The organism is Aeromonas oralensis (assembly GCF_049665575.1).
GTDB classification, from domain to species: domain Bacteria; phylum Pseudomonadota; class Gammaproteobacteria; order Enterobacterales; family Aeromonadaceae; genus Aeromonas; species Aeromonas hydrophila.
Genome location: NZ_CP187186.1, coordinates 4,527,951 through 4,552,255, shown reverse-complemented (window position 1 = coordinate 4,552,255; position 24,305 = coordinate 4,527,951). Strand labels below are relative to the sequence as shown.

Genomic DNA, 24,305 nt, shown 5'->3' with positions numbered 1-24,305 from the left:
CCATACAAGCTGGATAACCCATGAATTTCAAGAAGTTGCTTACCCACTCCATTGCCAGATGGCTGATCGGCAGAGCGCCTGACGCCGCCCCATGCCCCGCCGGGACGAAGGTGAAGAGAGTGCTGGTGGTCGGTTATGACGCCATCGGCGATTTCATTCTCACCCTGCCCGCCATTGCCCGGCTCAGGGAGACCTACCCCGCCGCGCGCCTCGAGCTGGTGTGCAGCCAGCGCAACCAGCTGCTGGCGGCGTCGGTCGCCGGGATCGATGAGTGTCACGTGATCACCCTGAACGACACCCTGTGGCCGGCGAGCATGTGGTGCAAGCTGCGTGAACTCAGGCAACGGCAGTATGACTTGGTGATCAATCTGTTTGACGAGCCCGACGATATTGCCATGGCCAAGTTGCTGTTGCTGGCCAACGGGCGCTTGCAGTCGCTGCCCCTGCGCTTCAAGAGTGAAGGGCAGCAGAAGTTGCTGCCGCTGTTCAACCAGAAGGCCACCATAGTGTCGTCACGCCCAGTCAGGGATCACTTCGTCTATCGCATGCTCAGCGTGGCAGGCGATGCGGCTGGCGTGCCGGCCACGGTACCGTCACCTTGTAATGAGCAGCTCGATACCGGCGTATATGGCCGCTATCTGCTGGTCAACCTGACGGGCAGCCAGGTCGGCAACTCGATGACGGAGGCGCAGATTGACGGCATCCTGGCGCAGTTGCCTGCCTATGAGGGGATCTCCTACCTGGTCTTCTCCAGGCGGCCCGTGGCTTGCCCGCGGCAGGATATGCGAGTGCTGTTTCCCGACACGATTCTCGATGCGGCCAAGATCATCAAGGATGCGCGAGGGGTCATCTCGACCGATACCTCCATCATCCATATCTCCTCTTCCTTCGGGGTGCCCACCCTGGTGTTGATGAACAACGAGTGCTGGCGCGATGCCTTCATTCCGCTGGCGGGTCGCAATATCATCCTGCGCTCGGCCACGGACAATCTGGCCGCTTTGTCACCGGCCGAGATCAGCCGCCAGGTCGATGCCCTGATGGCGCTCTAGGCGCGTCAGCCTGTTATCATCATTTTTCCAACTCAACGGCCCTTCTGGTGGATTCATGTCATTAATCAACGATCTGCAACTCCTGCGTGACATTCTTCGCCGCAAGCTGGGGCAACTGCTGTTCGATCGCAAGCGGCCGGTCCCGCTGCATGAGCGCAAGGGGAAGATAGTGTTGCTGCGCTGGGATGCCAAGCTGGGGGATGCCATCGTCTCGTCCTGGGTGGCCCGCGAAATCAAGCGCGCCAGCCCGGAGCGGGAAGTGTGGATCGTCACGACCGCGGCCATGGCTCCCTTGTTTCGTGATCATTTCGGCATGGACAAGGTGATAGAGGTGCCCAAGCGGCCTGGCTATGGTCAGCTCAAGCGGTTGGCACACTCGCTGGGGGAGGTGGAGTGTCTGGTGCACTTTGGCAAAATGCTGAAAATGAAGGACATCTACTTCATCAGTCAGGTGAGGGCGGATTGGGTCGCCGGCATGGACGATGCTCTGCACGCGGTCAACCTCAAGCTGGGCAAGGCCTCCAGCGGCATGCACTTCTCCGACAAGTTTGCCCTGCTGTTGCAACGGCTCGGCGTGACCAATCCGGACCAGCAATACATAGTCCCGACCATGAGCCCGCCCGAGGCGCTGGCCAGCTGGTGGCCGGCCGAGTCGGTCCTCTGTTTCAACCCCTACGGCAGTGGCAGCTCTCGCCGTTTGCGGCCCGAGCTTATCAGCCAGATGCTTGAGCGGATGCTGGCGGCCGGATCTTGCGCCATCTGCCTGCTCTATCCACCGGGTATGGAGGAGGAGGTGGCCGGGATCCGGGCCGGCTTGAGCCGACCGGATCGCCTGCTGCTGTCACCGGATGCGCCTTCGCTGGCCGGGTTGTTCGCCCAGCTGCGCCAGTGTCAGGGGCTGATCTCGGTGGACACGGCGACGGTGCACATCGCCGCCGGGTTGCACAAGCCCATTCTTGGCCTCTACAACCCTGACATAGGTGGCGGCAACGAAAACTTCCTGGAGTGGCACCCCAACTCCCCGTCAGCCACCGTGCTGTTCTCGACCAATACCCGGGAGCAGGATATCAACTCCCTCGATCTGGCCGAATTCGAGCGTACTTTCAGGGCGTGGCTGCTTGCCAACCAGGCAGCGCTGTCAGCCGTTCAATCACCAGCTCGGGCGTGATGGCGCGCAGCAGGGCTTCGTCGATGAAGTCCTTTTCCAAGTTTTGCGGCAGCTGGAAGCCTGGCCCCTTGGCATCGAACACATCGATGGCCTGATAGCGGGGGTGGTTGACCGGGTTGGCGATGATCTTGTCGCCACCGGGGGCCACTATGGTCAGCAGGGGCAGGTCGATGGCCTGTGCCATGTGGCGGGGGCCGGTGTCATTGCCGACAAACAGCCGGCAGTGGGTGAACAGCCCCACAAGTTCCCTTACCGAGCGGGTCTTGATGTGATCGAAGACGCTGGCCTGCAAGGCGGCGGGCAGCAGCGGTTTCAGGCCGCGGTTGTACTCCTCCTCTCCCGGCCCGCAGTAGATCAAAATCTGGGCATCATGCTGCTCGATCAGCCACTGGGCGACCTTGGCGAAGCAGTCAATGGGCCAGCGCTTGTAGTGCCCGAGCGAGTTGACGCCCATGGCGATCAGCGGGCGGCTCAGGTCGACGCCGGCGGCCAGCAGGGCATCCCTTCCTTGTTGTTTCTCTTCTTCACTCAGCCAGAGGTAGTAGTTGCGATCCTCGCTGGCCAGCTTGAGCGGCTTGAGCAGCGAGAAGCGGTCGTCGACCAGGGTGCTGTTGCCCTGGAACTCCGTGTCCTTGCGAAAACGCACGATGCGGTTGTGGCCGAGCCGCCAGGGGAAGGAGTTAAAGCCGATGCGCAGGCGTGCACCGGAGAAGAGGCAGCTGAGCAGGCCGATCATCTGGCCCTGGCTGTTGACCACCACATCGTAGCGTTCGCGGCGAATGGCCAGCAGCAGATCCTTCATGTAGCGCCACTCGTTGCGCCTGGCCTTCTCGATGATGATGAGCCGATCGATATTGGGATTGCCCTGCGCCATACCCGCGCAATAATCCATGACCAGATAGTGAACCTCGCCGCTTGGGTCATTCTGCTTGAGGTTGTTGCACAGCGCGGTGGAGATCAGCACATCCCCTATCTGTTTGGTTTGAACTACAAGGTATTTCATAAGGCAGGCCTCAACAGAGGTCATGGTTGATCGTCAGCGTGACAGCATACCCCACAAGTGAGTCAGATGCTGTCGGTGCGGCGTGAAAATCCGATCTGGCGCAAGCCGGCAACCCGCCACATTACGGACGCATAAAAAGAAAAGCCATTGTGACAATGGCTTTTCTGCTGTTTAGAAGGTGAAGGAGGTGGAGAGCTGGAAGGTGCGTGGCGCCCCCAGGCCGCCGGAGAGGCCACTGCCGTCACCACCAGACCAGGAACCGATCCAGTAGTCGCGACCGGTGAGGTTCTGGACTGCAGCCCGCACGGTCAATGCGTGATCGGCGATCCGCATGGTGTAGCGGGCCCCCAGGTCGAAAGTGGTGTAGGAGGGCAGTGAGAGACGGTTGTCGTCGGTAACGAAGCGCTCGCCGATGAACTGGGTGTTGCCGGTCAGGGTCAGCCCCGGCACGGCGGTCAGATCGTACTCGGCACCGAGCTTGGCCATCCACTTGGGTACTCCCGTCGCCTGGTGGCCGACGTTGCTTTCGTTGAGCGCCTTGGTCAGCTCAGCCTGGGTGTAGGAGGCCCCGCCCAGCAGGCGCAACTCGGGGGTGAGTTCACCGAACAGATCCCACTCGATGCCGCGGTTGCGCTGCTCCCCGTAGACCCCGTAGATGTTTGACGTCGGGTCTGTGTAGGCGCTCGGCTTGGCGATCTGGAACAGGCTCAGGGTATGGGCGAAGTGGCCCAGATCCAGCTTGGCACCAACCTCATACTGCTTGGTCTGGTAGGGCTTCATGATCTCGCCGGCATTGCTGGCGGTGTTGGGTGCCGCCCCCCTGGCTCAGCCCTTCGATGTAGTTGGTGTAGAGGGCGAGATCGTCACGCACCTTGACCATCAGGGTGGTGGCGGGTGAGAGCCTGCTCTCGTCATAGTGGGCGGTCTGGGCACCCGCTCCGTTGAGATTGCTGCTTTCGACCCTCTGACCACGGGCCCCCAGGGTCCACTGCAGGTCGCCATCCAGGAAGGAGAGGGTATCGACCAGTGCCAGGCTCTCCAGGGTCGCCTCGCTGCGCGAGGTGACGGCACCGTACCCGGCGAGATCCGGGGCAGACCCGAAGTCCAGCCGGTCGTAGTTGGTCATGGCGTGGTTGAAGAACATCTTGTCCTTGAAGCTCAGCTCCGAGGTGTAGCGTGTCGCCGCCAGAGACCAGGCGTGATCGACCGGTCCTGTGCCAAAGGTGCCGCGCAGGCCCGCCTCGCCCGAGCGCTGGGTGCCGTCCCGTTCGGAACGGATTGCCATGGCATTGATGTCGCCCGCGTCGTTGAGCAGAGTGTTGCGGGTGATGAGGGCACTGTAGCCACCGTCACGCTGGCCCCAGGCGGCAAAAGCGGTGAGGTTGTCGGTCAGGTCATACTCGGTGCGCAGTACGACGACCTTGGTGTCATTGACGGTATAGGCCCAGGCTGGCGCCAGGGAGTAGTCACCGCGTTTGGGGATCGGCAGTTCGGTCACCTGGCTGGAGACCGAGAAGATGCCGAAGTAGTTCACGCCGTCCACCCGCTCGTGTTGACGATAGAGATCGACCGAGGTCCGGGCCCGTTCACCGCGCCAGTCCAGGCCGACTGACGTCAGTTCCATCTCATGTTGCTGGTCGTTGACGGCAGTATTCCCGTCCCGGTAGACGCCGTTGAAGCGCACCCCCATTGTTGTTCGTCGCCGAAGCGGCGGCCCAGATCCAGGTGCACGCCGCCAAGGCTGTCCGACTCGTAACCGGCGGTCACCTTGGCAAGCGGGGTCTTGCCGGCGCGCTTGGGCACGATATTGATGTTGCCGCCCACGCTGCCATCCGGCGGCATGCCGTTGAGCAGCACCGAGGGGCCTTTGAGAACGTCGACCCGCTCGGCCATCTCGGTGGAGCTGCGCATGTTCGGCGCCATGCCGATCAGGCCGTTGAAGGTAATGTCGTTGGCATTGGTGTTGAAGCCGCGGATATAGAAGGTTTCGAACACGCTGCGCTTGCTCGGCACATAGACGGAAGGGTTGGTGGCACCGGCCACTGCGCCGATATCCTGGGCCTGGCGATCTTCGATGTACTCCTCGGTGTAGCTCACCGTGTTGAACGGGGTTTCCAGGAAGGGTTTGTTGCCGAGCAGGCCGACCCGGTTGTCGGCGGCGACCTGGCCACCAGCATAGGCCTTGCGACCCTCCACCACGACGACCTCGTCGGGACGGGGGGCTGCGTCTTCACGGGGAGCCGGGGCGGCCCAGGCGCTGCCCAGTGGCAGGGCGGCCAATACGGCCAGCGTCAGACGAGAGAGTCCGTGGCGCGGCACGGCGAGAGGGGATGAGGGCAATGTCTGCATGCAGGATTCCTTTCAGGGTGAGGAGTGCGTTTTTGTCTCCTTATGCTTTCCGGATGACCCTCTGAAATCCTCAAATAAAAATGACTCTCATTTGCGTGTTTGTGCCCGGCGCGGGCCGGGCATGGAGGATCAACTGCGATAGGCGGCCATCACCTCGTCGGCGATGCGGTTCAGGCAGGTGAAGCTGGCGGTGCAGAGATACCAGGTTTCAGGATCGACGAAGCGCACCTTGTCGCTGCGCCACGCCTTGGTCTGGCGCAGCAGCGGGTTGTCCAGGGTGCTCGCGTCGAGGGCGGTGCGTCGCTCCATCACGGCGGTGCGGTCGATGACGAACAGGATGTCCGGGTCGGCCTGCTGGATGAATTCGTTGGAGATGGGTTGGCCGTGCAGGCCGGTATCCCGCTCCGGGCCTGCTGGTTTGACCCCCAGCGTGTCGAACACGAAACCGTAGCGGGAGTGGGTGCCATAGGCGGTAAAGGCGCCGTTGTTGTGCAGCACGATCAGCGCTTTTTCCGGGCGATCCCGCGTTACCGCCCGCGCCTCGGCGATCTTGGCGTCCATCTGCTGCACCTTCGCTTTGGCCAGCGTCTCCTGGCCGAGCAGGGCGCCGAGGGTGAGCAGGTGGGCCTTGGCGGCCTCCAGGATGTGGCCGTCGCGGTTGGTCATGTCGATGTCGTAGTGCAGGGTCGGGGCTATCTGGCTCAGCGCCTCGTAGCTTTGGGCCTGCAGGGGGGAGATAAGGATGAGATCCGGCTTGAGCTTGTGCAGTCGCTCCAGGTTGGGCTGGATGGTGGTGCCCACGTCCATCACGGCCGGGTCGTCCCGGTAACGCTGCAGGAAGTGCGCCACGTAATCCTTGGCGATGCCGGCCACTGGAGCCTGCAGCTGATCAAGGGTATCAAGCTCGCTCATGTCAAAGGCCACCACCCGCTTGGGTGGGGTGACGACCCGGGTGGTGCCGAGCTGGTGGGTCACGGTGACCACAGTGTCGGCGGCCCCGGTGGCGGCCTGCTCCCTGGGGGCGTCGCAGCCGGTGAGCCCTGCGATGGCGGCCAGCAGTACGGCGGTGAGCGTGTTGATCCTCATAACAATTCTCCAGACGGGGTTGGGTTGAAGTAGTTGCAGAGCAGGCCGCAGTCGCTCGGCAGGATGTCAAAGCGAAGGTCGTAGAGTGCCTCGAGCCGGGCCGGGGTAACCATCCGCGCTACCGGGCCGCTGTCCACCAGCGCGCCTCCTTTCATGGCGACGATGTGATCGGAATAGTTGGCGGCGAAGTTGATGTCGTGGACCACCAGGATCACGGTGCGCCCCTGCTCGTCGCAGAGACGGCGGATTGCCTGCATCAGGTGCACCGCATGCTTCATGTCGAGGTTGTTGAGCGGTTCGTCGAGCAGCAGGCAGTCGGTCTGCTGGGCAATGGTCATGGCGAGGTAGGCCAGCTGCCGCTGCCCGCCGCTCAGTTCGTCGAGATAGGACCGGCGCAGGGGGGCGAGGGAGAGAAAGTCGATGGCCTCGTCGACCGCGATGCGGTCGTCCCGGGTCAGGTTGCCCTGACTGTAGGGGAAGCGGCCGAAGGCGACCAGCTCGTCGACTGTCAGCCGCAACCCCACGTCCGGCGACTGGCGCAGGGTGGCGACCCGCTTGGCATAGTCACGGGCGGTGAAGCGGTGGAGGTCGGAACCTCCCAGGCATATTCGCCCCTGGCTGATGGGCAGCAGGCGGGCCATCGCCATCAGCAGGGTGCTCTTGCCAGCGCCGTTGGGGCCGATCAGCGAGGTGATCCGGCGCCGGGAAATCGACTGTGATGTCGCGCAGGACGGCGCGATCGCCGTAGCGCTGGTGAACCTGTTCGAGGGAGATCATGGCGATCCTCTGGTTTTGACCATCAGGGCGAGGAAGTAGGTGCCGCACACCAGGTTGATGAGGATGCTGACCGTGGTGCGGTAGTTGAAGATCTGCTCCACCAGGAACTGGGCCAGGAGGAAGATGGCGATGGCGATGGCGCAGCCGAGCGGCAGGATGATCCGGTGGCGGAAGGTGCGCGCCAGGGCATAGCTGATGTTGGCCACGAACACCCCCATGAAGGCGGTGGGGCCGACCAGGCTGGTGGAGACTGCCACCAGCACGGCGATGAGCGCCAGGTGCAGGCGTACCGCGCGCCGGTAATCCACACCGAGCGAGCTGGCCTGCTCGCGCCCGAGCGTCAGCACGTCGAGCTCGGCCTGGCGGCGGGCGATGACGAAACAGACCAGGGCGACCAGGCCGCCCCCCATCAGCAGCTCCAGCGGCTGGGCCCGGTTGAACGAGGCGTAACTGAACCCCTGCAGGATGGCGAACTCCCCCGGGCTGGTCTTGAGCTGGACAAACTGGGTCAGGGTGCCAAACACCATGGTCAGGACCAGCCCCGCCAGCAGCAGCTGGAACAGGTCGGTCTGTCCGGGCCGAAACAACCAGCGGTGAATGATGGCCGAGTACCCCAGCATCAGCAGCAGCGACAACATGCCGTTCTCTTCACGCCCGAGCAACAGCAGGCTCTGGCTACCGAGCAGCAGCACCAGCAGGGCTTGCAGCAGCAAGTAGACAGCTTCATATCCCATGATGGCGGGGGTCAGGATGCGATTGCCCGCCAGCGTCTGGAAGCTGATGGCCGAGACCGCGATGCAGACACCGGCCAGCGTGATGGCGGCCAGGCGCAGCAGCCGTTGGGGGATGATGTAGCCAGTGTCGAGATCTGACCCGAACAGCACAAAGGTGGCGGCGAGCAGGACCATCAGCCCCCAGACCCCGTAACGCATCAGCGTCTCTCTCATCGCCGCCTCCTGAGGATCAGCAGCAGAAACAGCACGCCGCCGAGGCTGCCGGCGGTGAGGCCGATGGGCACTTCGAAAGGATGGATCAGCAGCCGGCTCAGCAGGTCGCACGCCAGCAGCAGCAGGGCACCGTAGAGGGCCACCAGCGGCAGAGTCTTTCTCAGGTGCTGGCCGTGGCGCAGCACCACCAGATTGGGGACGACCAGCCCGACGAAGGGGATGGCGCCGACCGTGATGACGGTGGCGGCCACGGTAACTGCCACCAGCAGCAGACCCAGGGTGGCGGTGGCCGAGTAACCGAGCCCCAGGCTGGCGGCAGCTTCCTCCCCCATGCCCAGCACGGTGAAGCGGTGGGCGTAAAGATAGGTCAGCAGCGTGATGGGCAGGATGAGGTAGATGATCTCGTAGTTGCCCTCGACCACCTTGGAAAAATCCCCCAGCATCCAGCCCTGGATGCTCTGCAGGATGTTGTGCTGGTAGGCGTAGAACTCGGCGATGGCGCTCAGCACGCTGCCATACATGAGCCCGATCACCGGGATCAGTACGGTATTCTTGAAGCGGATGCGGCGCACGATGACGATGAACAGCAGACTGGCGGCAAAGCAGAAGGCGAGTGCCACCAGCATGCGACCCGTCGTGCCGGCGGCGGGCAGCTGGGTCAGGGCGATCAGGATGCCGAGCTTGGCGGCGTCGAGCCCGCCGGAAGTGGCTGGCTCCACAAAGCGGTTCTGCACTATCTGCTGCAGGATGACGCCGGCCACCGCCAGCCCGGCGCCGGTCAACAGTACAGCCGCCAGCCGCGGCAGGCGACTGGCGGTGAGGGTGAGCAGGCCATCCCCGGCGAAGAGATCCGCCAGCGGGAGAGGGCGCGCCCCGATCAGCAGCGAGATCGCGGCCAATGCCAGCAGGGTCACCGGCAGCAGGATCCGTTTCACGCGTCGGCACCGGTCAGGCGCCATCCCTTGGCGCTGGCGCGCTGTGCCAGGAAGTGGGCGTAGCGTCCCGGCTGGCGGCTCAGGGTATCGTGGGGGCCCTGTTCGCACACCATGCCATCGTCGAGTACCACTATCTGATCGGCCATGGCCACGGTGGAGAGCTGGTGGGCGATGACGATCAGGGTGCGTTTGCCTCGCAGCCGGGTCAGGGTGCCGGTGATGGCGGCCTGGTTCTCTGCATCCAGCGCCGCCGTGGCCTCATCCACCAGCAGAATGGGGGCATCCTTGAGCAGGGCGCGGGCGATGGCGATCCGCTGGCGCTCGCCTCCCGAGAGACGTGCGCCACCCTCGCCAACTTGGGTGTCGAGCCCGAGCGGCAGGCGCTGGACGATCTCGCTCACCCCCGCCTGATGGGCGGCGTGCAACAGCTCGGCGTCGCTGGCCTCGGGCTTGCCGATACGGATGTTGTCGGCAATGGTGCCCTGGAACAGGTAGGCATCCTGGAAGATCTGGCTGATGTGGCGGGCCAGGGTCTCACCATGCATGGCGCGCACGTCCACCCCTCCCACCAGTACGGTCCCCTCGCCGACGTCGAAGAAGCGGGCGATGAGCCGCAGCACGGTGCTCTTGCCCGAGCCCGAGGCGCCGACCAGCGCCGTCATGCTGCCGGGCGCCACCGTCAGGTCCACTCCCTTGAGCACCTCTGGCTGAGCCGGGTCATAGCCAAAGCGCACCCCGCGCAGTACCACTGAGCCATCATGCGGGGTAGCCGGGTTGGTTGGCTGCGGCTGGGTCGGGTAGTCGAACATGGTTTGCAGGGCCGCCAGCTGGGTGCGGGCACCGCGCAGCACGTCACTGTAGCCGGCCACGTCGAGCAGCGGGTCGATGAAGCGGTTGATGAGTACCAGGGTCACCAGAGTGGCCACCAGGCTCTCATTGTCGGCACCGCTCAGGCTCTGGGCGGCGACCAGCAACAGGACGGCAAAGCAGGCCTGCACCGCCCAGATATTGAGCCCGGAGGCGAGGGCGGTGAGCTGGATCAGCCGTTTGCCCGAGGCCTGCTGCTGGGCGATGGCCTGCTCGAGGAAGCGGGTGCCACCCTGCTCGCCGTTGAAGGCGCGCAGCACCGACTGGGCCTGGGCAAATTCCACCATGCGCTGGCTGGTATCGGCGGCATGCTGGTGGAAGGTGTCATCGGCCCGCTGGTTGAGACGGGTAGTGAGCAGAAAGACCGCCACCAGCAGCGGCAGGGCAAGCAGGGCGATGAGGCCGAGTTGCACATCGAGGGCAAACAGGGCCACCAGCACCACCAGCGGCGTGACCACCCCGCCGAGCAGGGGGTGAAAACGTGGGCCGGCAACTGGGCCAGCTCCATCATGCCTTGTGAGGCCAGGTGGTTGAGGCGGGCGGTGTTGGCCGGGGTGAACCTGCCAATGGGCAGGCTGCCCACATGCTCCCCCAGGGCGTGGCGACCGGTACGCAGTACCGCGATTCCCACGGCGATGCCGGCTTTTTCCACCCGGCGTCGCAAGGTCCAGCAGAGCAGCACGCCGATCAGCTGGACCAGCAGCCAGCCGGAGGCGGCGTCGGTCTCGTCACGCAGCAGGTGGGTGAGCACCGGTACAAGGCAGACCAGGGTCAGGCCGCAGAGCAGGCCGTAGAGCAGGGCCAGCAGGCCGTAGCGGCGCAGCAGGACGGCATCGCCGCCGAGCAGGCGCAGGAAGGTGTTCAGCATGAGGGGACGGCCTCCTTGTGAGTGGTGTGGGCCCGAATGGGGGCGTCGTATCCCCCCTGCTCCCACAGGCGGGCATAGCGGCCCCGTTTGGCAAGCAGTTCGTCATGACGCCCCTGCTCGCACAACACGCCGTTGTCGAGCACCAGGATCCGGTCGGCGTGCATCACGGTATCGAGTCGATGGGCAATGACGACCAGAGTGCGGCCGCGGGCGAAGGTGGAGAGCGACTGCTGCAGCTTCACCTCGTTGTCGGCATCGGCGGCGGCGGTGGCCTCGTCGAGTACCAGCACCGGCGGGTCGAGCAGCAGGGCGCGGGCGATGCTGACCCGTTGCAGTTCACCGCCGGAGAGGTTGGCGTCTTCACCGACCACGGCGTCATAGCCCCTAGGCAAGGCCTGAATGCGGTCGTGGATATTGGCCAGACGCGCTGCATGCTCGACCTCCTGGCGGCTGGCGCCGGGACGGCCGAGGGCAATGTTGTCGTGCAGGCTGGCATGCACCAGTCGTACCTCCTGCAGTACGAAGCCGATGCGGCGATAGAGTTCGCGGCTCTCGAGATCGCGCAGGTCCACCCCGCCCAGGGTGATGCGTCCCTCGCTCGGGTCGAAGAAGCGCAGCAGCAGTCTGGCCAGGGTCGACTTGCCGGCCCCGGAGGCGCCGACGATGGCGGTGACCGTACCCGGCGTCAGGGTGATGGTCAGATCGCTGAGCACCGGGGTCTGGTCATCGTAGCGGTAGCTGACCCCTTCCAGACGCAGGGTGTGGTCGGCGGGTTGCTGGCTGGTACCGGCGGCAGGTTCCGCCAGCACCGGAGTGGCGAGCAGACCATGGAGCCGTTCGGCCGCCGCGGTGGCGCTGCCGAGATCGTGCTTGAGGTAACTCAGCAGCATCAGGGGGGCGCACAACCCCGGCGCCACCAGCACAAAGGGCAGTACTTCCACCGGAGCCATGGCGCCCGCTCGCACCATCACCACGGCACCGGCCAGCACCACCCCCAGGACCGAGGCTGGGGCCATGATGGCGTTGGCGTTGGCCATGGCATCAACCAGCGGACGGGTAAAGTCGGTGAAGGCGCGGGCAAAGTCATCGATGGCATCCCGGTAGCTGGTATGCAGCCTGCCCTGTACGCCAAAGGCCTTGACCACCGGAATGCCGCTCACGAACTCCACCACGGCGTTGTTGATGCGGGCCATGCCAGCGCCGAACTGCTGCATGTTGGCGGCGCTGGCGCGATGGGCTCGGGCGGAAAACAGGAAGAAGAGCGGGAAGGGGGAGAGAGATATGAGGGCCATCCGCCAGTCCATGGCAAATAGATAGACCAGGGAAATTGCCACCGCCCCGCTGCAGCGCCCCAGCGTGGTATAGAAATGGGCTGTCAGGCTGTGCAGGGTGCCGATGTCATCCTGCATGGCCTGCTTGACCTCCCCCGAGGCGCGGGCGCTGAACCAGCCGAGGGGGACACGCGCCAGTCGTCGGGTCAGGGTCAGTCGCAAATGGCCTGTGATGCGGTTGTCGGCCAGGTGGGCCACCAGATCGCCGGCACTGAGCAGGACCATGCCGCCAAACAGGCAGGTCAGGCTACCCCCCAGCACGCTGGCGACAGCGGTGTCGGACACGGTGGCATCGGCCAGCATCAGATCCGCCAGGTGGGCGATCCCGGCTAGCGGGACCAGTGTCAGCATGGCGCCGATGGCAGCCAGCAGGGCGGCGGCAATCAGGCGGCCACGGATGGGGGCCAGTACGCGAGCGATGGGGCCGCCATCTCTGGGCTCGGGATGCTGTACATCGTCTGCCTTCATGGGTATCTCTCCATGGTGAAGTCATGGCCGCCACGACGGGCGACCGGGTCTCTGTGGTTCTCCGTGCGGGGAACGAAAAGCCTCAAATAAATCTTTTTTCACTCATCCGGGTCAGGCGTCGTTGCCGCGCTGGCTGCGATGGCAACTTTGCACACCCTGGGCGATATATTTCTCGACGGAGGAGATGGACACCTGCAGCTGACTGGCGATGTCCTGATGGCCGAGGCCGCCCAGGCGTGAGAGCAGCAATGCCTGGCGAATCTTGCTGGGTTGGCGCTGCAGGGCTGACTCGACCGCACCCAGTGCCTCGCGCTGTATGGCACGCAGCTCTTCCGAGGGGGCCTGCGGGTTGGGCTGGTGGGTTTGCTGCTCGAGGTAGCGTGCCTCCAGCGCGCGCCGGCGATAAAGGTCGATCAGCTTGCCCTTGGCGATCTGCATGAGGTGGCGACGACACTCCTCCGCCGAGGGAATATGCGCTTTCCTGATGAGCTGAAGGTAAATATCTTGCGCCAGATCCGCGGCATCGCAGGTATTGCCCAGCCTGTGTCTTAGCAGCGAGCAGAGCCACCCGTGATGTTCCTGATACAGACGATGCAACTGCGTCTGGAAGGAGCCTGTGCCCATTTCCACGATTTCTCTCCTGAACCTCGTGTTATTTTTATTTGAGAATGAAAATCATTATGGTAATCATTTGCAAGGTATCGTGTTCATCGATATATCGCAATGCCTTTCCCCGCCAATTAGGGGGAAGGGCATGCGCCCGTGGTTATTTCAAATAAAAAAGACGTTATTCACAGGGTTATATTTCCACAGAGAAGGAGATGGCTTTTGCTGCAATTCCATACCGAGGTGCTGCCAGAATTACCTGTCACGCCGCACGAAGAGACATACTGGTTGTTGCAACAGCAGCAGCCTGAGCAAGTCGTAAAGCGCGTGGCGCAATGGCAGTTGGACGACGAAATTGATATTTCGCTGTTGGCACTGAGTCTTGAATCATTAATCCGGGCACAACCTGATCTCAATGCCCGATATTGTTTCAGTGAAGAAGGGGAGCTGTATAAATTTCGGGTGGACGGATGGTATCCCTGCCTGGAATTCCGGCGAATGGCGGCGAGGGACGTGACACCTGCTGTCCGGGCCTTGCAGTATGAGCCCTGGGACAGTGTCCGGCAGCCCCCTCTCAAGGCATTGATTATCAACACAGAACATGGTGTTGAGCTGGTGTTGATACAGCACCCCGTGTTAGACATGCACGGGTCACCAGAGACCCTGATGACGGCCTTGAAAAAGCACTACGGTCGTTTGTCTGCCAGCCTGGCCAGGCCAGCTTCTCGGGCGCCCTTATCTTCGGAGATGCTTCCCCCGGTTGCTCCGGTTGCTCCGGTTGCCCAGCAGGATATTTCATGGATTATTCTCGGGGAATTTCGCCACGCTCTGTCATCCCCCGAAATGGGGCTTGACGATGACTTTTTTGATCATGGTGGTCACTCTCTGCTGGCGACCAGAATTATTGGCAAATTACTGAGTGAACATGGCATTGAATGCCGGTTCAATGACTTTTTCGAATCGCCGACGGCGAATGCACTGGCATGTAAAGCCGTGCGTTCTGACATGATTTCTGCCGCTGGCTTGCGCCCGCAAAATAATACGGGGCCGGCACCGCTCGCCCTGGCGCAGGCCTCTCTGTGGCGGGCTTATGAAGCCCACAACTTTGGCACCATTTTTAATCTTCCCTTTGCCCTCGACTTTATCGATGAGGTGGACGAGTCCCTGTTTGCCCAAGCCTTTGCCGATATTATCGAGCGTCACGCCAGTCTGCGGACCCTGTTCATGATGCAGGATGGCGAGGTACGACAGCATGCCCTCCCGGTCGAACAGCTGGATGGCTATCGCTGGTTCTGGGGCAGTAATGACGCCAGGGGAGCCACGCTGGCGAGCGAGGCGGCCTATCGCTTTGACTTGACCCGGGAGCTGCCGCTGCGGATCCGTTTCCTGCGTGATCCGGCTACAGGGCGGCAGCAGCTCTCCTTGCTGGTGCACCACATGGTGGTGGACGAGTGGTCCATCAACCTGATGATGGAAGAGCTGGCTCAGGCCTATCTGGCCCGTGCCGCCGGAGTGGTACCCCGGTGGAGTGTGCCGGCACCGGCGTTTCACGACTTTGCCCGTCGGCAGGCAGCGGCCGGCATCAACGAGGCGCACCTCGCCTACTGGACGCGTTTACTGCATGGCGCCGTGCCGGCCTCAACTCATCCTCCCTTGCCGGTTATGCCCTTGCAGGGCAGCACCAGTGCAGCCCGCTGGCACGAGTGGCAGCCGGCTGAAGGGACGCTGGCCCGGCTCTATGAGCTGGCTCGTGCCCACGATGCCTCTTTATTTACCCTGATGTACACGGCCATCGCCCTCTCCTTGCACCAGCTGGGTCAGGCCGAGGAGATCCTGATCGGCACCTCGACGTCGGGGCGCACCGATCCCGCCTTCTTCGACTCGGTGGGCTATTTCACCACCATGGTGGCGCACCGGGTATCGTTTGCCTCCAGTCTCCGGTTTGACGAGTTGCTGCGGCAGGTGACCCGCACCATCAATGACTCGCTCTGCCAGGCGGACGTGCCGCTTGAACAGATCCAGCAGGGACTCGGGATGACACCGGCCGACGGCTTGCTGTTTGATGTCTACATCCAGATCCACGCCAGCAATGCCCTCAACGGCCGGCTGCCGACCCCGACGGGCGAGGGGTTGCGTTATCGCCAGATCGACGCGGACAAGACTGAAACCATGTTCGGCCTGCAGTTCGAGATCATGGAGGATGTGCTGGACGATGAACGGCGCCTGCGGCTGGTCATTACCTACCGGGATGGGCGATACAGCAGTGAGCAGATAGGGGCGCTGTGTGTCCTGCTCGGCCGACTGCTGGAGCGATTGGTGGCCGGGGATGTCAGATGCACTCTGGCTGAATTGGCCCCCTGATATTGATGTCGTGAGCCCCCGCAAGGGGGCTCACCGTTTGGCTCAGTCGGTCGGCAGGCCGTAGTGCTGGAAGCTGGTTCGGGTGGGCAGGTGGTAGTGGGCGTAGCCCAGCAACTGGTTGAGAATGCGGGCATTGCGGTTGGGTCCGATCCCCAGATCCGGCGAGCCCACCCCTTGCTGGAAGATGTCGGCATTGTGAATGAAGACCCGGCCCGTTCCCCGATCGGCACGGCGGGCAGTGAAGTCCTCCTGCACGATGCAGTCCCCCTGTTCGTCCACGGCCAGCACCTTGCCCTTGAGTTGCTCGAACCACTCGGGCCAGGTGTGGGTGTAGCCGGTGGCGGCGACCACGGCGTCGGCCTCGATGAGGCAGCGCTGATCGAGCTGGGTGTGGTGGCAGCTAAGACGCAGTGCACCGTCAGCCAGCGGTTCGGCCGCTTCCACGTTGCAGCTGGAGAAGAGGGTGAGCCCGGGTGCCTGGCCACCGATGGAACGTTCGTAGAGCAGGTCGAACAGGGCCCCGATGGTGGAGAAGCTGATCCCTTTGTAGAGCAACCCTTGTTCGGCCACGATGTCGCGTCGTTTCTCCCGCGGGATGCGCTGGAAATAGTCCATGTACGCGGGGGTGAAGCACTCCTGCCCCAGCTTGGAGTACTCCATAGGATGGAAGCCGTGCGCCCGGGTGACCCACTGGATGGCGGCACCGGCGGCCACCTGCTCTGGTGTGAGCATCTGGAACAGGGCCAGCACGCACTCGGCCGCACTCTGTCCCGAGCCGACTACGGTCACGCGGCGGCAGGCGGCCAGGCGTTCCCTGGCGTGCAGGAAGTCGGCGGAGTGCAGCAGATTCGGATGATCAATGCCCTGCGCCCAGATTGGCAGGGCCGGGCGGGTGCCGATGCCGATGGCCAGATCGCGACTCTGGTAGTGGCGTGATCTGCCGTCGGCGTCACGACTCTCGAGGCAGAAACGCTCCTTGCCCGCATCGTAATGCACCGCCACCACCTCTTCGCCAAAACGGCAGCTGGGGAGCTGCTCGGCGGCCCAGCGGCAGTAGTGGTCATACTCGCGGCGCGGGATCTGGAAGTGGTCGTAATAGTAAAAGGGGTAGAGCCGATCGTGCCGGTGCAGGTAGTTGAGGTAGCTCAACGGATGGGTCGGGTCGGCCAGGGTGACCAGATCGGCCAGGAAAGGCACCTGCAGCGTGGTGCCCGGCAGCAGAAGCCCCTGATGCCAGCTGAAAGCCGGTTTGCGATCCAGAAACACGCCGGTCAGCTGGGGGTGCCGGTCCAGCAGGGCCGCCAGTCCCAGGTTGAAGGGGCCGATGCCGACCCCGGCGATATCCACGTGTGTCATCTCCATAAACACTCCAAAAAGAAACAGGATGTGCCCCGGCCATGCCGGGGCGCAGAGTCAGGCGGGCAAGCTGGCCAGCAGCCCCTCGACGTCGGCTGCCGTGCGGCAGGCCAGCAGCTGGCCCGGTGACAGCTCCACGGCAAAGTGCTCGCGCAACCGGGCCGAAATGGTCTTCAGGTGTTGGGGCCGCAATCCCAGCGCGGTAAAGGGCTGCCGGCTATCGGCACTGCCCGCTGCCGCGCCCAGCACCTCCAGATAGATGTCGAGCACCCCGCGACGGGGAGCAGGTTGCGCCAGCAGGGTGCGTGCGGCGGGTTTGTCCGGCTTGCCGTTGGCGGTAAGGGGCAATTGTGCGACGGCCAGGGCCCGGGTCGGCACGTGGGAGGCCGGCAATTGCGCGCGGGCAAACTCGCGCAGGGCGGCAGGCTCCAGCTGGCGGTCGGTGGTGCAGACGTAGAGCACCCCGATCTCCAGCTCCCCCTGTTGCTCGTCGCCGTACTCCACCACCAGCACCTGGGCGAGGGCTGGATGGGTGATGAGGGCACTCTCGATATCGGGTAGCGAGACGCGTACTCCCCGTACCTTGATGTAACCGTTGACCCGGCTGTCGAACAACAGAGTGCTGTCGCGGCGATAGCGGCCCCGATCACCAGTGCGAAAGGCCCGGAGCGGTCGACCTTGCTCATCCGAAATGGTCACGAAATCGGTCTGGATCAGCTGTCCCTGTTCGAGGTAGCCGAGGGCCAGGTTGACGCCGCTGGTATGGATCCGGCCCGCTACCCCGATCGGACAGTGTTCGCCGCGCTCATCCAGCAGCCAGTAGGCATTGCCCGGCAAGGGGGTGCCATAGGGGATGCGCTGCCGGTCGTCCGCGGCTATCTCGTGCCAGATACTCCAGATAGTGGTTTCGGTCGGCCCGCCGAGGGAGAAGAGGCGGGCGGCAGGCAGGCCGTTGCGCAGGCGCTCGATGATGCCCGGCTTGATGTAATCGCCCCCCTGCGCGACGAGCCGCAGACTCTGCAGCGTGTCGAAAGGGTGGCAGGCGAGCAGCATCTCCAGCATGGCCGGCACCGAACACCAGAGGGTGACGCCGTGCCGCGCGATGAGCCGGCCCCAGTGCACAGCATCCTTGTCAGCGCCGGGCTCCGGCAGCACCAGGGTGGCGCCGGCGGTCAGGCAACCCAGCACATCGAAGACCGACATGTCGTGGTGCAGCGGCGTGACGGAGAGAAATCTGTCCTGCTCTGCGATGCCCCAGCGCTGCAGAGTGCTGCCGATGACGTTGGCAGTGGCCTGGTTGCTCAGCACCACACACTTGGGTCGCCCCGTGGTGCCTGAGGTATAGAGGTAGTAGGCCGGCGTGGTGTGAGCACTGCGCCCCGCCCAGGGGGTGCCGAGGGGGGCTGTGTCTGCGCCTGCCAGCAGGATGGCCGGGGTCAGCGTAGGGTGGCTCGTCTCTTCGCTGGACTCTGCCACCACCAGGTCGGGGCAGCAGTTTTCGAGCAGATAACGGCGTCGATCGGCGGGTGAGGCGGCATCGATGGGCACCCAGATGATGCCGCTGAGAGCGCAGGCCAGGGTCACCATGGTGTGCTCGGGGCTGCGCGGCAGGCAGATGGCGACGACCTGCCCGGCCTTGATGCCGGTCCCGCTCAGGGCATGCATCACGCGCCCCACGCCGTGACCAAGCTCCCGGTAGCTGAGCTGTCGTTCTCCCTGGATCAGGGCCACAGCGCCGTGCTGCGGATGGAACAGGCGATCGGCGATACGATGCAAGAAGTCCGTCTGGCAGGCGGCGTCTGGCAGGCTGTTGTGACGGGCATGGGTGGGGGTAACCAGGTCGGGGAGCTGGAACGTATCCCCCTCTGCCAGCCGGGCGACGGCACGCGCCATGGTGGTGAGCAGATCGCTCACCAGGTCGGCCTCCAGGGCTTCGCTGGCGTAGTCGATGTCGAGCACCAGAGTGCCGTCGGCCTGTTGGCTGATGCGGATATCCATGGCGACCTGGGGCGTCTGGGTCAGGCCCCCTTGCCACTGCATGGGGCTCTCTGACGCGGCCACCGGCCAGGCCAGTCCGTTGGTGATGACCACGGGCAGAGCGGGACCGCTACCATGGATTTCCAGCAGCTGGCGGGCAATATCGACCCCGGAAAAAGCCAGCTGATCCAGCCCCTCCATGACGTCCTGCTGCAGGGTGCGGGCCCGCTCCAGCAAGGTGCCCTCTGCGGGTTGCCAGGTGAGGGCGATAAAACTGGAGCGATTGGTCAGCGGCCCGCCGGGAGGCGGGGCCACCGGCACGGCCACACAGAGATCCCCCTCGTCGCGCCAGCGGGAGAGCACCTCCAGGATGACGGCCATCAGGGTGGTGTTCTTGAACAGGTGCTGGCGGGCGCCAAGCTTGTAGAACGCGGCCGCCTGCCCGGCAGGAATGCGTTGCTGCTGGCGTGCGTAGCGGGCACTGCGCAGACCTGCGAGCGGCTGCGTCCAGGGCAGGCGCGGCGGCCCCTCCAGTCTGGCCAGCTTGCTGCGCCAGTAGCGTCCGGCCTGTTCCCGCTGGACCGCCGTGGGCTCGTGAGCGGGCGGGGAGGGCAGCTCGGGGGCCATTATCCCTTCGAACAGCTCGCGCATCAGGGTAGCGATGGCGTGTCCATCCAGGATCAGGGCATCGATGCGCACGAAGGCGACCAGTTCATCCCCCGGCAGGTGCAGCAGGGTCAGATCCCAGGGTGCCTGCGTCAGGTCGAACAGGGCATGACTGTATGTCTCCCGGTGGCGCGCGAGCCTGCGTGTCACCTCCTCTTCCGTCATATGACGCAGATCCTGCTCGTGCAGATTGAGACGCGCCTCGTCATCGGCGATCTGCACCAGGCGGTCGGCATCGATGCGGGTACGCAGCGCATCGTGGCGCAGCACCATATCCCGCAGGCGGGCGCGCAGCAGCGCCGGGTCCATCCTGCCGCGGTACTCCCGGTACTCCTGCATGGCGACGCCCCCGAGCGGAAACTGGGTGGTGCGCCCCAGCAGGTAGGCCTGCTGGAGTGGCGTCAGGGGCGTTTCGCGGCGGCGGTGCAGCGGGGCGTCGAGCAGGGCGGGATCCCGTGCCAGCTGGCGTAACTGTGCCACCAGATCGTCGAACAGTGCGGTGATCCAGGGGAGCGGCAGCGCGTCGAGGCGGACGTCCCAGTTGATGAGCAGTTCGCCGCGCAGGCGTACCAACTGGGCATCCAGCGCCACTTGGGGGCCCTGGGAGATGACCCAGTTCATGGCGCCGAAGACCCTGTGCACCCGTTCGTCAAACAGCGAGCCCCCTTCCAGATCCAGGGCTGCGGTGAAGACGACAGGGGCCAGCTGGGCCGAGCCGTGGTGGCGGGAGAGGTCGCGCATCACCGCCACGCCGGAATAGGTGCCGTGGCCGAGACGCTCGTGCCATTGGGTGGCCAGCTGACGACACAGTGCATCCAGCGTGCCGGCCTGGTCTAGGTCCACGTCCACCAGAGTGAGGTTGGCGAACTCGCCGACGATCCGCTGCTCGTTGCCGAGTATGGGCTCGCGCCAGAAGAAGGGGGCATTGAGGCGAAAACGCCTGTCGCCGGTGGCCTTGCCCAGCGAGTGGGCGAAGAGGCCCAGCATCAGGCTGGAGAGGGTCAGGCGCCGTTGCCGTGCCAGGGTGGTGAGGGCCTGGCAGGTGGCGGCATCCAGGGTTGCGCTGAGGCGCTCGCTGGCGGGGGGCGTCTGTTTCGGAGCGGTCGGCAGGGTGGGTGCCGGCGCCAACGCTGGCAGTTGTTGTCGCCACCACTGCCGATCCTGTTCCCGACGCTCGCGCAGGCGCGTCTGCACCGCCTCGTGCCAGGCAAAAAACGAGGGGGCCGGCGGCGGTGCCCACGCCGGTTCTTCGTACCACTGGGCCAAATCGGCGAGCAGGATCCGCACGCTGGAAGGATCGATGGCCATCATGTCGGTGTCGATGTGCAGCCGCTGGCGCTGCTCTGCCAGTCGGGTGACGGAGAAGCGGGCTGCCTGGCCCCGGCTCAGATCGAGTTGCTGGTGGGTCCATTCCTGCCGCTTGCGGGCCAGAGCATCGGCCAGTGGCTTGCCGCTCAGGGAGCGGAAATCATCTATTTCCAACACGGCCGGGGCAGGATCACCCAGCGCTTGGGTTCCCTCCCGGGTGACGGTGAGGCGCAACATGGGGTGCGCCTGATAGAGACGTTCCAGCGCACCGTGCAGGCGCACCAGATCGAGGGCCGGGCCGTCAAACTCGGCATAGAGGTGGGCACTGACGCCCCCCAGATGGGCATGTGAGCTGCGTCCCATCCAGCAAGCCGCCTGCATCGCGGTCAGTTCGTTCATCTCATTCATGGCGTTGACAACTTGTCGTGTTTCGTTGTTTATATATTTAAAGGTGAGAATGATTTTCATTTCAAGTTCAATTTAATCCGTCAACCCATATGGTTATATCGATAAGTCGCTTAATTAAATTGGCATCAGGACTGGCTAGAGATAAACCTGAACGGTATTTCAGGGCGGTATGACGGCGCCTCTTTCTTGGCAACCGTCGATCCAGTTTTCAGCAATTGGGTGGGAGCGGTTATTAAACAGGCACGACTTTAAATAACCATGACAGACAGTGAGGAAATAACATGAGCAGGCCTACATTCATGACCCGTGAGTGGTTGAATGAACGAGTACAGAGCTTGGTGGAGGAGGGAGAGCTGGATCCGGAGGAGAGCCTGGTGCTGTATGGGCTGGACTCCCTCAGCATCATGCGCTTTACCGCAGAGTTGAAGGCGCAGGGGGTCAATGTCGGCTTTGACGAGCTGGCGCGCAGGCCCACCCTGTCAGCCTGGTGGGAGCTCCTGAGCTGCCCCCAAGCAGCGGCCTAACTAGCTGTATATATTTAATTAATTTCACGTATTGCTCTTATCATTCAGCAAGGGCGGCGCCAGGTCATGGCGCTCGCCACGGATATCATCATGACGCTGTCAGCAGAAGATCAGCACAGGCTCGAGCAGTTTTGGCAGTTCTGCCTTACCCATCAGTATTTCAATGTCGGTTATCCGGAGGCTGCCGACTTTGATTATTCCCAGCTGCACAAGTTTTTACAGTTCTCTATCAATAACTGTGGTGACTGGGGAGCGCCTGGAAATTATTTGCTCAATACCTTCGAGTTTGAGCGAGAGGTCATGAACTATTTCTCATCGCTATTTTCAATTCCGCCAGAGCAGAGCTGGGGCTATGTGACCAATGGCGGCACCGAAGGCAATATGTTTGGCTGTTATCTTGCCAGAGAGTTGTTTCCTGAAGGTACCCTCTATTATTCACAAGAGACACACTATTCGGTTGCCAAAATAATCAGGTTGCTGCGAATCAAGGCCAAGGAAATTCCCACACTACCTACCGGGGAAATAGACTGCGATAAGTTGGCAGAGCAGATAGTGGGTGATGGCGAGCGTCATCCCATCATATTTGCCAATATCGGTACCACCATGAAGGGGGCGGTCGACGACATCGGCGCCATTCAACGACGGCTGTCGGCCATCGGCATCCCCCGTCAGGACTACTACCTGCATGCGGATGCGGCCCTGAGCGGCATGATCCTGCCATTTCTTGACGATGCGCCGGCCTTTTCATTTGCCGACGGCATCGATTCCATCAGTGTCTCGGGCCACAAGATGATCGGTTCGCCGATCCCGTGCGGCATTGTGCTGGCCAGGCGGCGCGTCGTGGATCGCATCGCCGTGGAGGTGGACTACATCTCGGCCAGCGATCAGACCATCAGCGGGTCGCGCAACGGCTTCACGCCCTTGTTGATGTGGGCCGCCATCAAGGGACGGACGCTGGCCCAGTGGCGTGAGCGGACAAGGCGCTGCCTGGCCATGGCACAGCAGCTGGTAGAGCGGCTGAATCAGCAGGGGGTGCCCGCCTGGCGGCATCCGCACTCCATTACCGTGGTCTTCCCACGCCCCTCGGAGCGCACCTGGAAGACCCATTGCCTGGCGACCTCGGGCGAGCATTCCCACCTCATCATCCTGCCTCATCATCACAGCCTCCATCAGCTGGATGCGGTGATCCACGACATAGTACAGGATCTCGGCCCGGCGGCCGCATGCAGCGACAGCCTGCCCGTTGCGCTCGCCTGCACCGCTTAAAAAAGAAAAAGCCATTGTTTCCAATGGCTTTTTAATTCTATCTAACCGGTATCATTCGATGTTCTGAATTTGTTCGCGCATTTGCTCGATGAGCACTTTCAACTCGACGGCGGACTGGGTCACTTCGGCGTTGATCGACTTGGAACCGAGGGTGTTCGACTCGCGGTTGAACTCCTGCATCATGAAGTCGAGACGACGGCCACAGGCGCCACCCTTCTTCATGATCTTGTTGGTTTCGCTGATGTGCATCTCCAGACGATCCAGCTCTTCGGCTACGTCGATCTTCTGGGCCAGCAGCACGATCTCCTGCTCGATGCGGGCCGGATCCAGCTCCACCTTGGCTTCGGCCAGCCGGTCGGTGAGCTTCTGGCGCTGCCACTCGATGATCTGCGGCAGGTGCACGCGCACCTTCTTCACTTCTACCTGAATGCCCGCCAGACGCTGTTCGATCAGGGCCTTGAGGTTGGCCCCTTCGCTGGCGCGGGAAGCGAGGAAATCTTCCATGGTCAGGTCAAATCCGCCGAGCAGCTCGGTGGCAACCGCATCCATGTCCTGCTCGGCGGCAGCCATGACGCCCGGCCAGCGCAGCACGTCGACCGGGTTGAGCTGGCCCTGGCCCGCCTCTTTCATCACCCAGTTGGCGCTGTCGATGATGAGCTTGGCCAGTTCTTCATTGATGTGCAGCTGGCTGGCAGCGGCTTGCGCGGCCTCGAAACGCAGGTTGCACTCCACCTTGCCGCGCTGCAGCTTGGCGCGGAAGCGCTCACGCAGAACCGGCTCCAGGCTGCGCAGTTGTTCCGGCAGGCGAATGTAGGTCTCCAGATAGCGCTGGTTGACCGAACGAATTTCCCAAACGGCTGTGCCCCAGTCGCCCTTGAGTTCCTTGCGGGCGTAGGCGGTCATGCTGTGAATCATTGATTGTTCCGGGCTTGATGAAGTGTGGGGCCAGTATACTCAGCCAGCCCTGCTCCGTCAGCCGACAGCG

General features: G+C 63.3%; 20 protein-coding genes. 6 read left to right on the top strand and 14 right to left on the bottom strand.

Annotated features, from left to right (window positions below; translation table 11 throughout):
- Nucleotides 1–20: 20 nt before the first annotated feature.
- Together ACPDZI_RS21355 and ACPDZI_RS21350 are read left to right on the top strand one after the other, a co-directional pair.
- Nucleotides 21–1,049: a glycosyltransferase family 9 protein gene (locus ACPDZI_RS21355; RefSeq protein WP_438833757.1), complete on the top strand. Its 1,029-nt coding sequence runs from the start codon at nt 21–23 to the stop codon at nt 1,047–1,049.
- 55 nt (nt 1,050–1,104) lie between these two features.
- Nucleotides 1,105–2,217: a glycosyltransferase family 9 protein gene (locus ACPDZI_RS21350; RefSeq protein WP_438833756.1), complete on the top strand. Its 1,113-nt coding sequence runs from the start codon at nt 1,105–1,107 to the stop codon at nt 2,215–2,217.
- On the opposite strand, the gene ACPDZI_RS21345 is transcribed toward ACPDZI_RS21350, so the two are convergent.
- The 9 genes from ACPDZI_RS21345 to ACPDZI_RS21305 form a co-directional block, all read right to left on the bottom strand.
- Nucleotides 2,153–3,220: a glycosyltransferase family 9 protein gene (locus tag ACPDZI_RS21345; RefSeq protein WP_438833755.1), complete on the bottom strand. Its 1,068-nt coding sequence runs from the start codon at nt 3,218–3,220 to the stop codon at nt 2,153–2,155. The genes ACPDZI_RS21350 and ACPDZI_RS21345 overlap by 65 nt on opposite strands.
- Before the next feature lie 171 nt (nt 3,221–3,391).
- Entirely contained in the window at nt 3,392–4,000 is a 609-nt protein-coding gene (locus tag ACPDZI_RS21340) for a TonB-dependent receptor (protein WP_438833754.1), read from the bottom strand.
- Nucleotides 3,972–4,844 (bottom strand): TonB-dependent receptor domain-containing protein, encoded by an 873-nt coding sequence (locus ACPDZI_RS21335; RefSeq protein ID WP_438833753.1) that lies wholly within the window; start codon nt 4,842–4,844, stop codon nt 3,972–3,974. The genes ACPDZI_RS21340 and ACPDZI_RS21335 overlap by 29 nt, the downstream gene beginning before the upstream one ends.
- The gene (locus tag ACPDZI_RS21330) at nt 4,835–5,569 is read right to left on the bottom strand and encodes a TonB-dependent receptor plug domain-containing protein (RefSeq protein WP_438833752.1); all 735 of its coding nucleotides are present in this window, start codon (nt 5,567–5,569) and stop codon (nt 4,835–4,837) included. The genes ACPDZI_RS21335 and ACPDZI_RS21330 overlap by 10 nt, the downstream gene beginning before the upstream one ends.
- A gap of 129 nt (nt 5,570–5,698) precedes the next feature.
- A complete protein-coding gene (locus ACPDZI_RS21325; RefSeq protein WP_438833751.1) occupies nt 5,699–6,655 on the bottom strand; it encodes a siderophore ABC transporter substrate-binding protein in 957 nt (318 codons plus the stop codon).
- Nucleotides 6,652–7,338, bottom strand: coding sequence for an iron ABC transporter ATP-binding protein (locus ACPDZI_RS21320; protein ID WP_438834606.1), 687 nt, complete (start codon nt 7,336–7,338; stop codon nt 6,652–6,654). The genes ACPDZI_RS21325 and ACPDZI_RS21320 overlap by 4 nt, the downstream gene beginning before the upstream one ends.
- 90 nt (nt 7,339–7,428) lie before the next feature.
- The gene (locus ACPDZI_RS21315; RefSeq protein WP_438834605.1) at nt 7,429–8,364 is read right to left on the bottom strand and encodes an iron chelate uptake ABC transporter family permease subunit; all 936 of its coding nucleotides are present in this window, start codon (nt 8,362–8,364) and stop codon (nt 7,429–7,431) included.
- Between the two features lie 11 nt (nt 8,365–8,375).
- Nucleotides 8,376–9,314, bottom strand: coding sequence for an ABC transporter permease (locus ACPDZI_RS21310; RefSeq protein WP_076362202.1), 939 nt, complete (start codon nt 9,312–9,314; stop codon nt 8,376–8,378).
- Nucleotides 9,311–10,639, bottom strand: a complete 1,329-nt coding sequence (locus tag ACPDZI_RS21305; protein WP_438833750.1) for an ABC transporter ATP-binding protein — start codon at nt 10,637–10,639, stop codon at nt 9,311–9,313. Before ACPDZI_RS21305 ends, ACPDZI_RS21310 begins: the two co-directional genes overlap by 4 nt.
- Before the next feature lie 125 nt (nt 10,640–10,764).
- On the opposite strand from ACPDZI_RS21305, the gene ACPDZI_RS21300 reads away from it, so the two are divergent.
- A complete protein-coding gene (locus ACPDZI_RS21300) occupies nt 10,765–11,070 on the top strand; it encodes a hypothetical protein (RefSeq protein WP_438833749.1) in 306 nt (101 codons plus the stop codon).
- On the opposite strand, the gene ACPDZI_RS21295 is transcribed toward ACPDZI_RS21300, so the two are convergent.
- Nucleotides 11,043–12,848: an ABC transporter ATP-binding protein gene (locus ACPDZI_RS21295; RefSeq protein ID WP_438833748.1), complete on the bottom strand. Its 1,806-nt coding sequence runs from the start codon at nt 12,846–12,848 to the stop codon at nt 11,043–11,045. The two genes, ACPDZI_RS21300 and ACPDZI_RS21295, sit on opposite strands and share 28 nt — an antisense overlap.
- Nucleotides 12,849–12,959: 111 nt before the next feature.
- Complete coding sequence (locus tag ACPDZI_RS21290) at nt 12,960–13,472, bottom strand: sigma-70 family RNA polymerase sigma factor (RefSeq protein WP_076362199.1); 513 nt, start codon at nt 13,470–13,472, stop codon at nt 12,960–12,962.
- An 825-nt stretch (nt 13,473–14,297) separates the two neighbouring features.
- On the opposite strand from ACPDZI_RS21290, the gene ACPDZI_RS21285 reads away from it, so the two are divergent.
- Complete coding sequence (locus ACPDZI_RS21285) at nt 14,298–15,815, top strand: condensation domain-containing protein (RefSeq protein ID WP_438834604.1); 1,518 nt, start codon at nt 14,298–14,300, stop codon at nt 15,813–15,815.
- A 42-nt stretch (nt 15,816–15,857) separates the two neighbouring features.
- Here ACPDZI_RS21285 and basC read toward each other — a convergent pair whose 3' ends face one another.
- On the bottom strand, nt 15,858–17,162 hold the full coding sequence (gene basC, locus ACPDZI_RS21280) for a putative histamine N-monooxygenase (protein ID WP_438834603.1): 1,305 nt from the start codon (nt 17,160–17,162) through the stop codon (nt 15,858–15,860).
- A gap of 66 nt (nt 17,163–17,228) precedes the next feature.
- Nucleotides 17,229–21,521: an amino acid adenylation domain-containing protein gene (locus tag ACPDZI_RS21275; protein ID WP_438833747.1), complete on the bottom strand. Its 4,293-nt coding sequence runs from the start codon at nt 21,519–21,521 to the stop codon at nt 17,229–17,231.
- Nucleotides 21,522–21,811: 290 nt separating this feature from the next.
- On the opposite strand from ACPDZI_RS21275, the gene ACPDZI_RS21270 reads away from it, so the two are divergent.
- The gene (locus tag ACPDZI_RS21270; RefSeq protein ID WP_310590954.1) at nt 21,812–22,054 is read left to right on the top strand and encodes a phosphopantetheine-binding protein; all 243 of its coding nucleotides are present in this window, start codon (nt 21,812–21,814) and stop codon (nt 22,052–22,054) included.
- 66 nt (nt 22,055–22,120) lie between these two features.
- Nucleotides 22,121–23,320 carry a histidine decarboxylase gene (locus ACPDZI_RS21265; protein WP_117405414.1) on the top strand — a complete coding sequence of 400 codons (1,200 nt, stop codon included), beginning with the start codon at nt 22,121–22,123 and terminating at the stop codon, nt 23,318–23,320.
- A 51-nt stretch (nt 23,321–23,371) separates the two neighbouring features.
- Here ACPDZI_RS21265 and ACPDZI_RS21260 read toward each other — a convergent pair whose 3' ends face one another.
- Nucleotides 23,372–24,235, bottom strand: coding sequence for a YicC/YloC family endoribonuclease (locus ACPDZI_RS21260; protein ID WP_011707879.1), 864 nt, complete (start codon nt 24,233–24,235; stop codon nt 23,372–23,374).
- Nucleotides 24,236–24,305 lie beyond the last annotated feature (70 nt).

Coding starts and splice junctions, on each gene's coding strand:
- ACPDZI_RS21355 (WP_438833757.1), top strand. CDS start 21: ATGAATTTCAAGAAGTTGCTTACCCACTCCATTGCCAGATGGCTGATC.
- ACPDZI_RS21350 (WP_438833756.1), top strand. CDS start 1,105: ATGTCATTAATCAACGATCTGCAACTCCTGCGTGACATTCTTCGCCGC.
- ACPDZI_RS21345 (WP_438833755.1), bottom strand. CDS start 3,220: ATGAAATACCTTGTAGTTCAAACCAAACAGATAGGGGATGTGCTGATC.
- ACPDZI_RS21340 (WP_438833754.1), bottom strand. CDS start 4,000: ATGAAGCCCTACCAGACCAAGCAGTATGAGGTTGGTGCCAAGCTGGAT.
- ACPDZI_RS21335 (WP_438833753.1), bottom strand. CDS start 4,844: ATGGAACTGACGTCAGTCGGCCTGGACTGGCGCGGTGAACGGGCCCGG.
- ACPDZI_RS21330 (WP_438833752.1), bottom strand. CDS start 5,569: ATGCAGACATTGCCCTCATCCCCTCTCGCCGTGCCGCGCCACGGACTC.
- ACPDZI_RS21325 (WP_438833751.1), bottom strand. CDS start 6,655: ATGAGGATCAACACGCTCACCGCCGTACTGCTGGCCGCCATCGCAGGG.
- ACPDZI_RS21315 (WP_438834605.1), bottom strand. CDS start 8,364: ATGCGTTACGGGGTCTGGGGGCTGATGGTCCTGCTCGCCGCCACCTTT.
- ACPDZI_RS21300 (WP_438833749.1), top strand. CDS start 10,765: ATGCTCCCCCAGGGCGTGGCGACCGGTACGCAGTACCGCGATTCCCAC.
- ACPDZI_RS21295 (WP_438833748.1), bottom strand. CDS start 12,848: ATGAAGGCAGACGATGTACAGCATCCCGAGCCCAGAGATGGCGGCCCC.
- ACPDZI_RS21290 (WP_076362199.1), bottom strand. CDS start 13,472: ATGGGCACAGGCTCCTTCCAGACGCAGTTGCATCGTCTGTATCAGGAA.
- ACPDZI_RS21285 (WP_438834604.1), top strand. CDS start 14,298: ATGGGGCTTGACGATGACTTTTTTGATCATGGTGGTCACTCTCTGCTG.
- ACPDZI_RS21275 (WP_438833747.1), bottom strand. CDS start 21,521: ATGAACGAACTGACCGCGATGCAGGCGGCTTGCTGGATGGGACGCAGC.
- ACPDZI_RS21270 (WP_310590954.1), top strand. CDS start 21,812: ATGAGCAGGCCTACATTCATGACCCGTGAGTGGTTGAATGAACGAGTA.
- ACPDZI_RS21265 (WP_117405414.1), top strand. CDS start 22,121: ATGGCGCTCGCCACGGATATCATCATGACGCTGTCAGCAGAAGATCAG.
- ACPDZI_RS21260 (WP_011707879.1), bottom strand. CDS start 24,235: ATGATTCACAGCATGACCGCCTACGCCCGCAAGGAACTCAAGGGCGAC.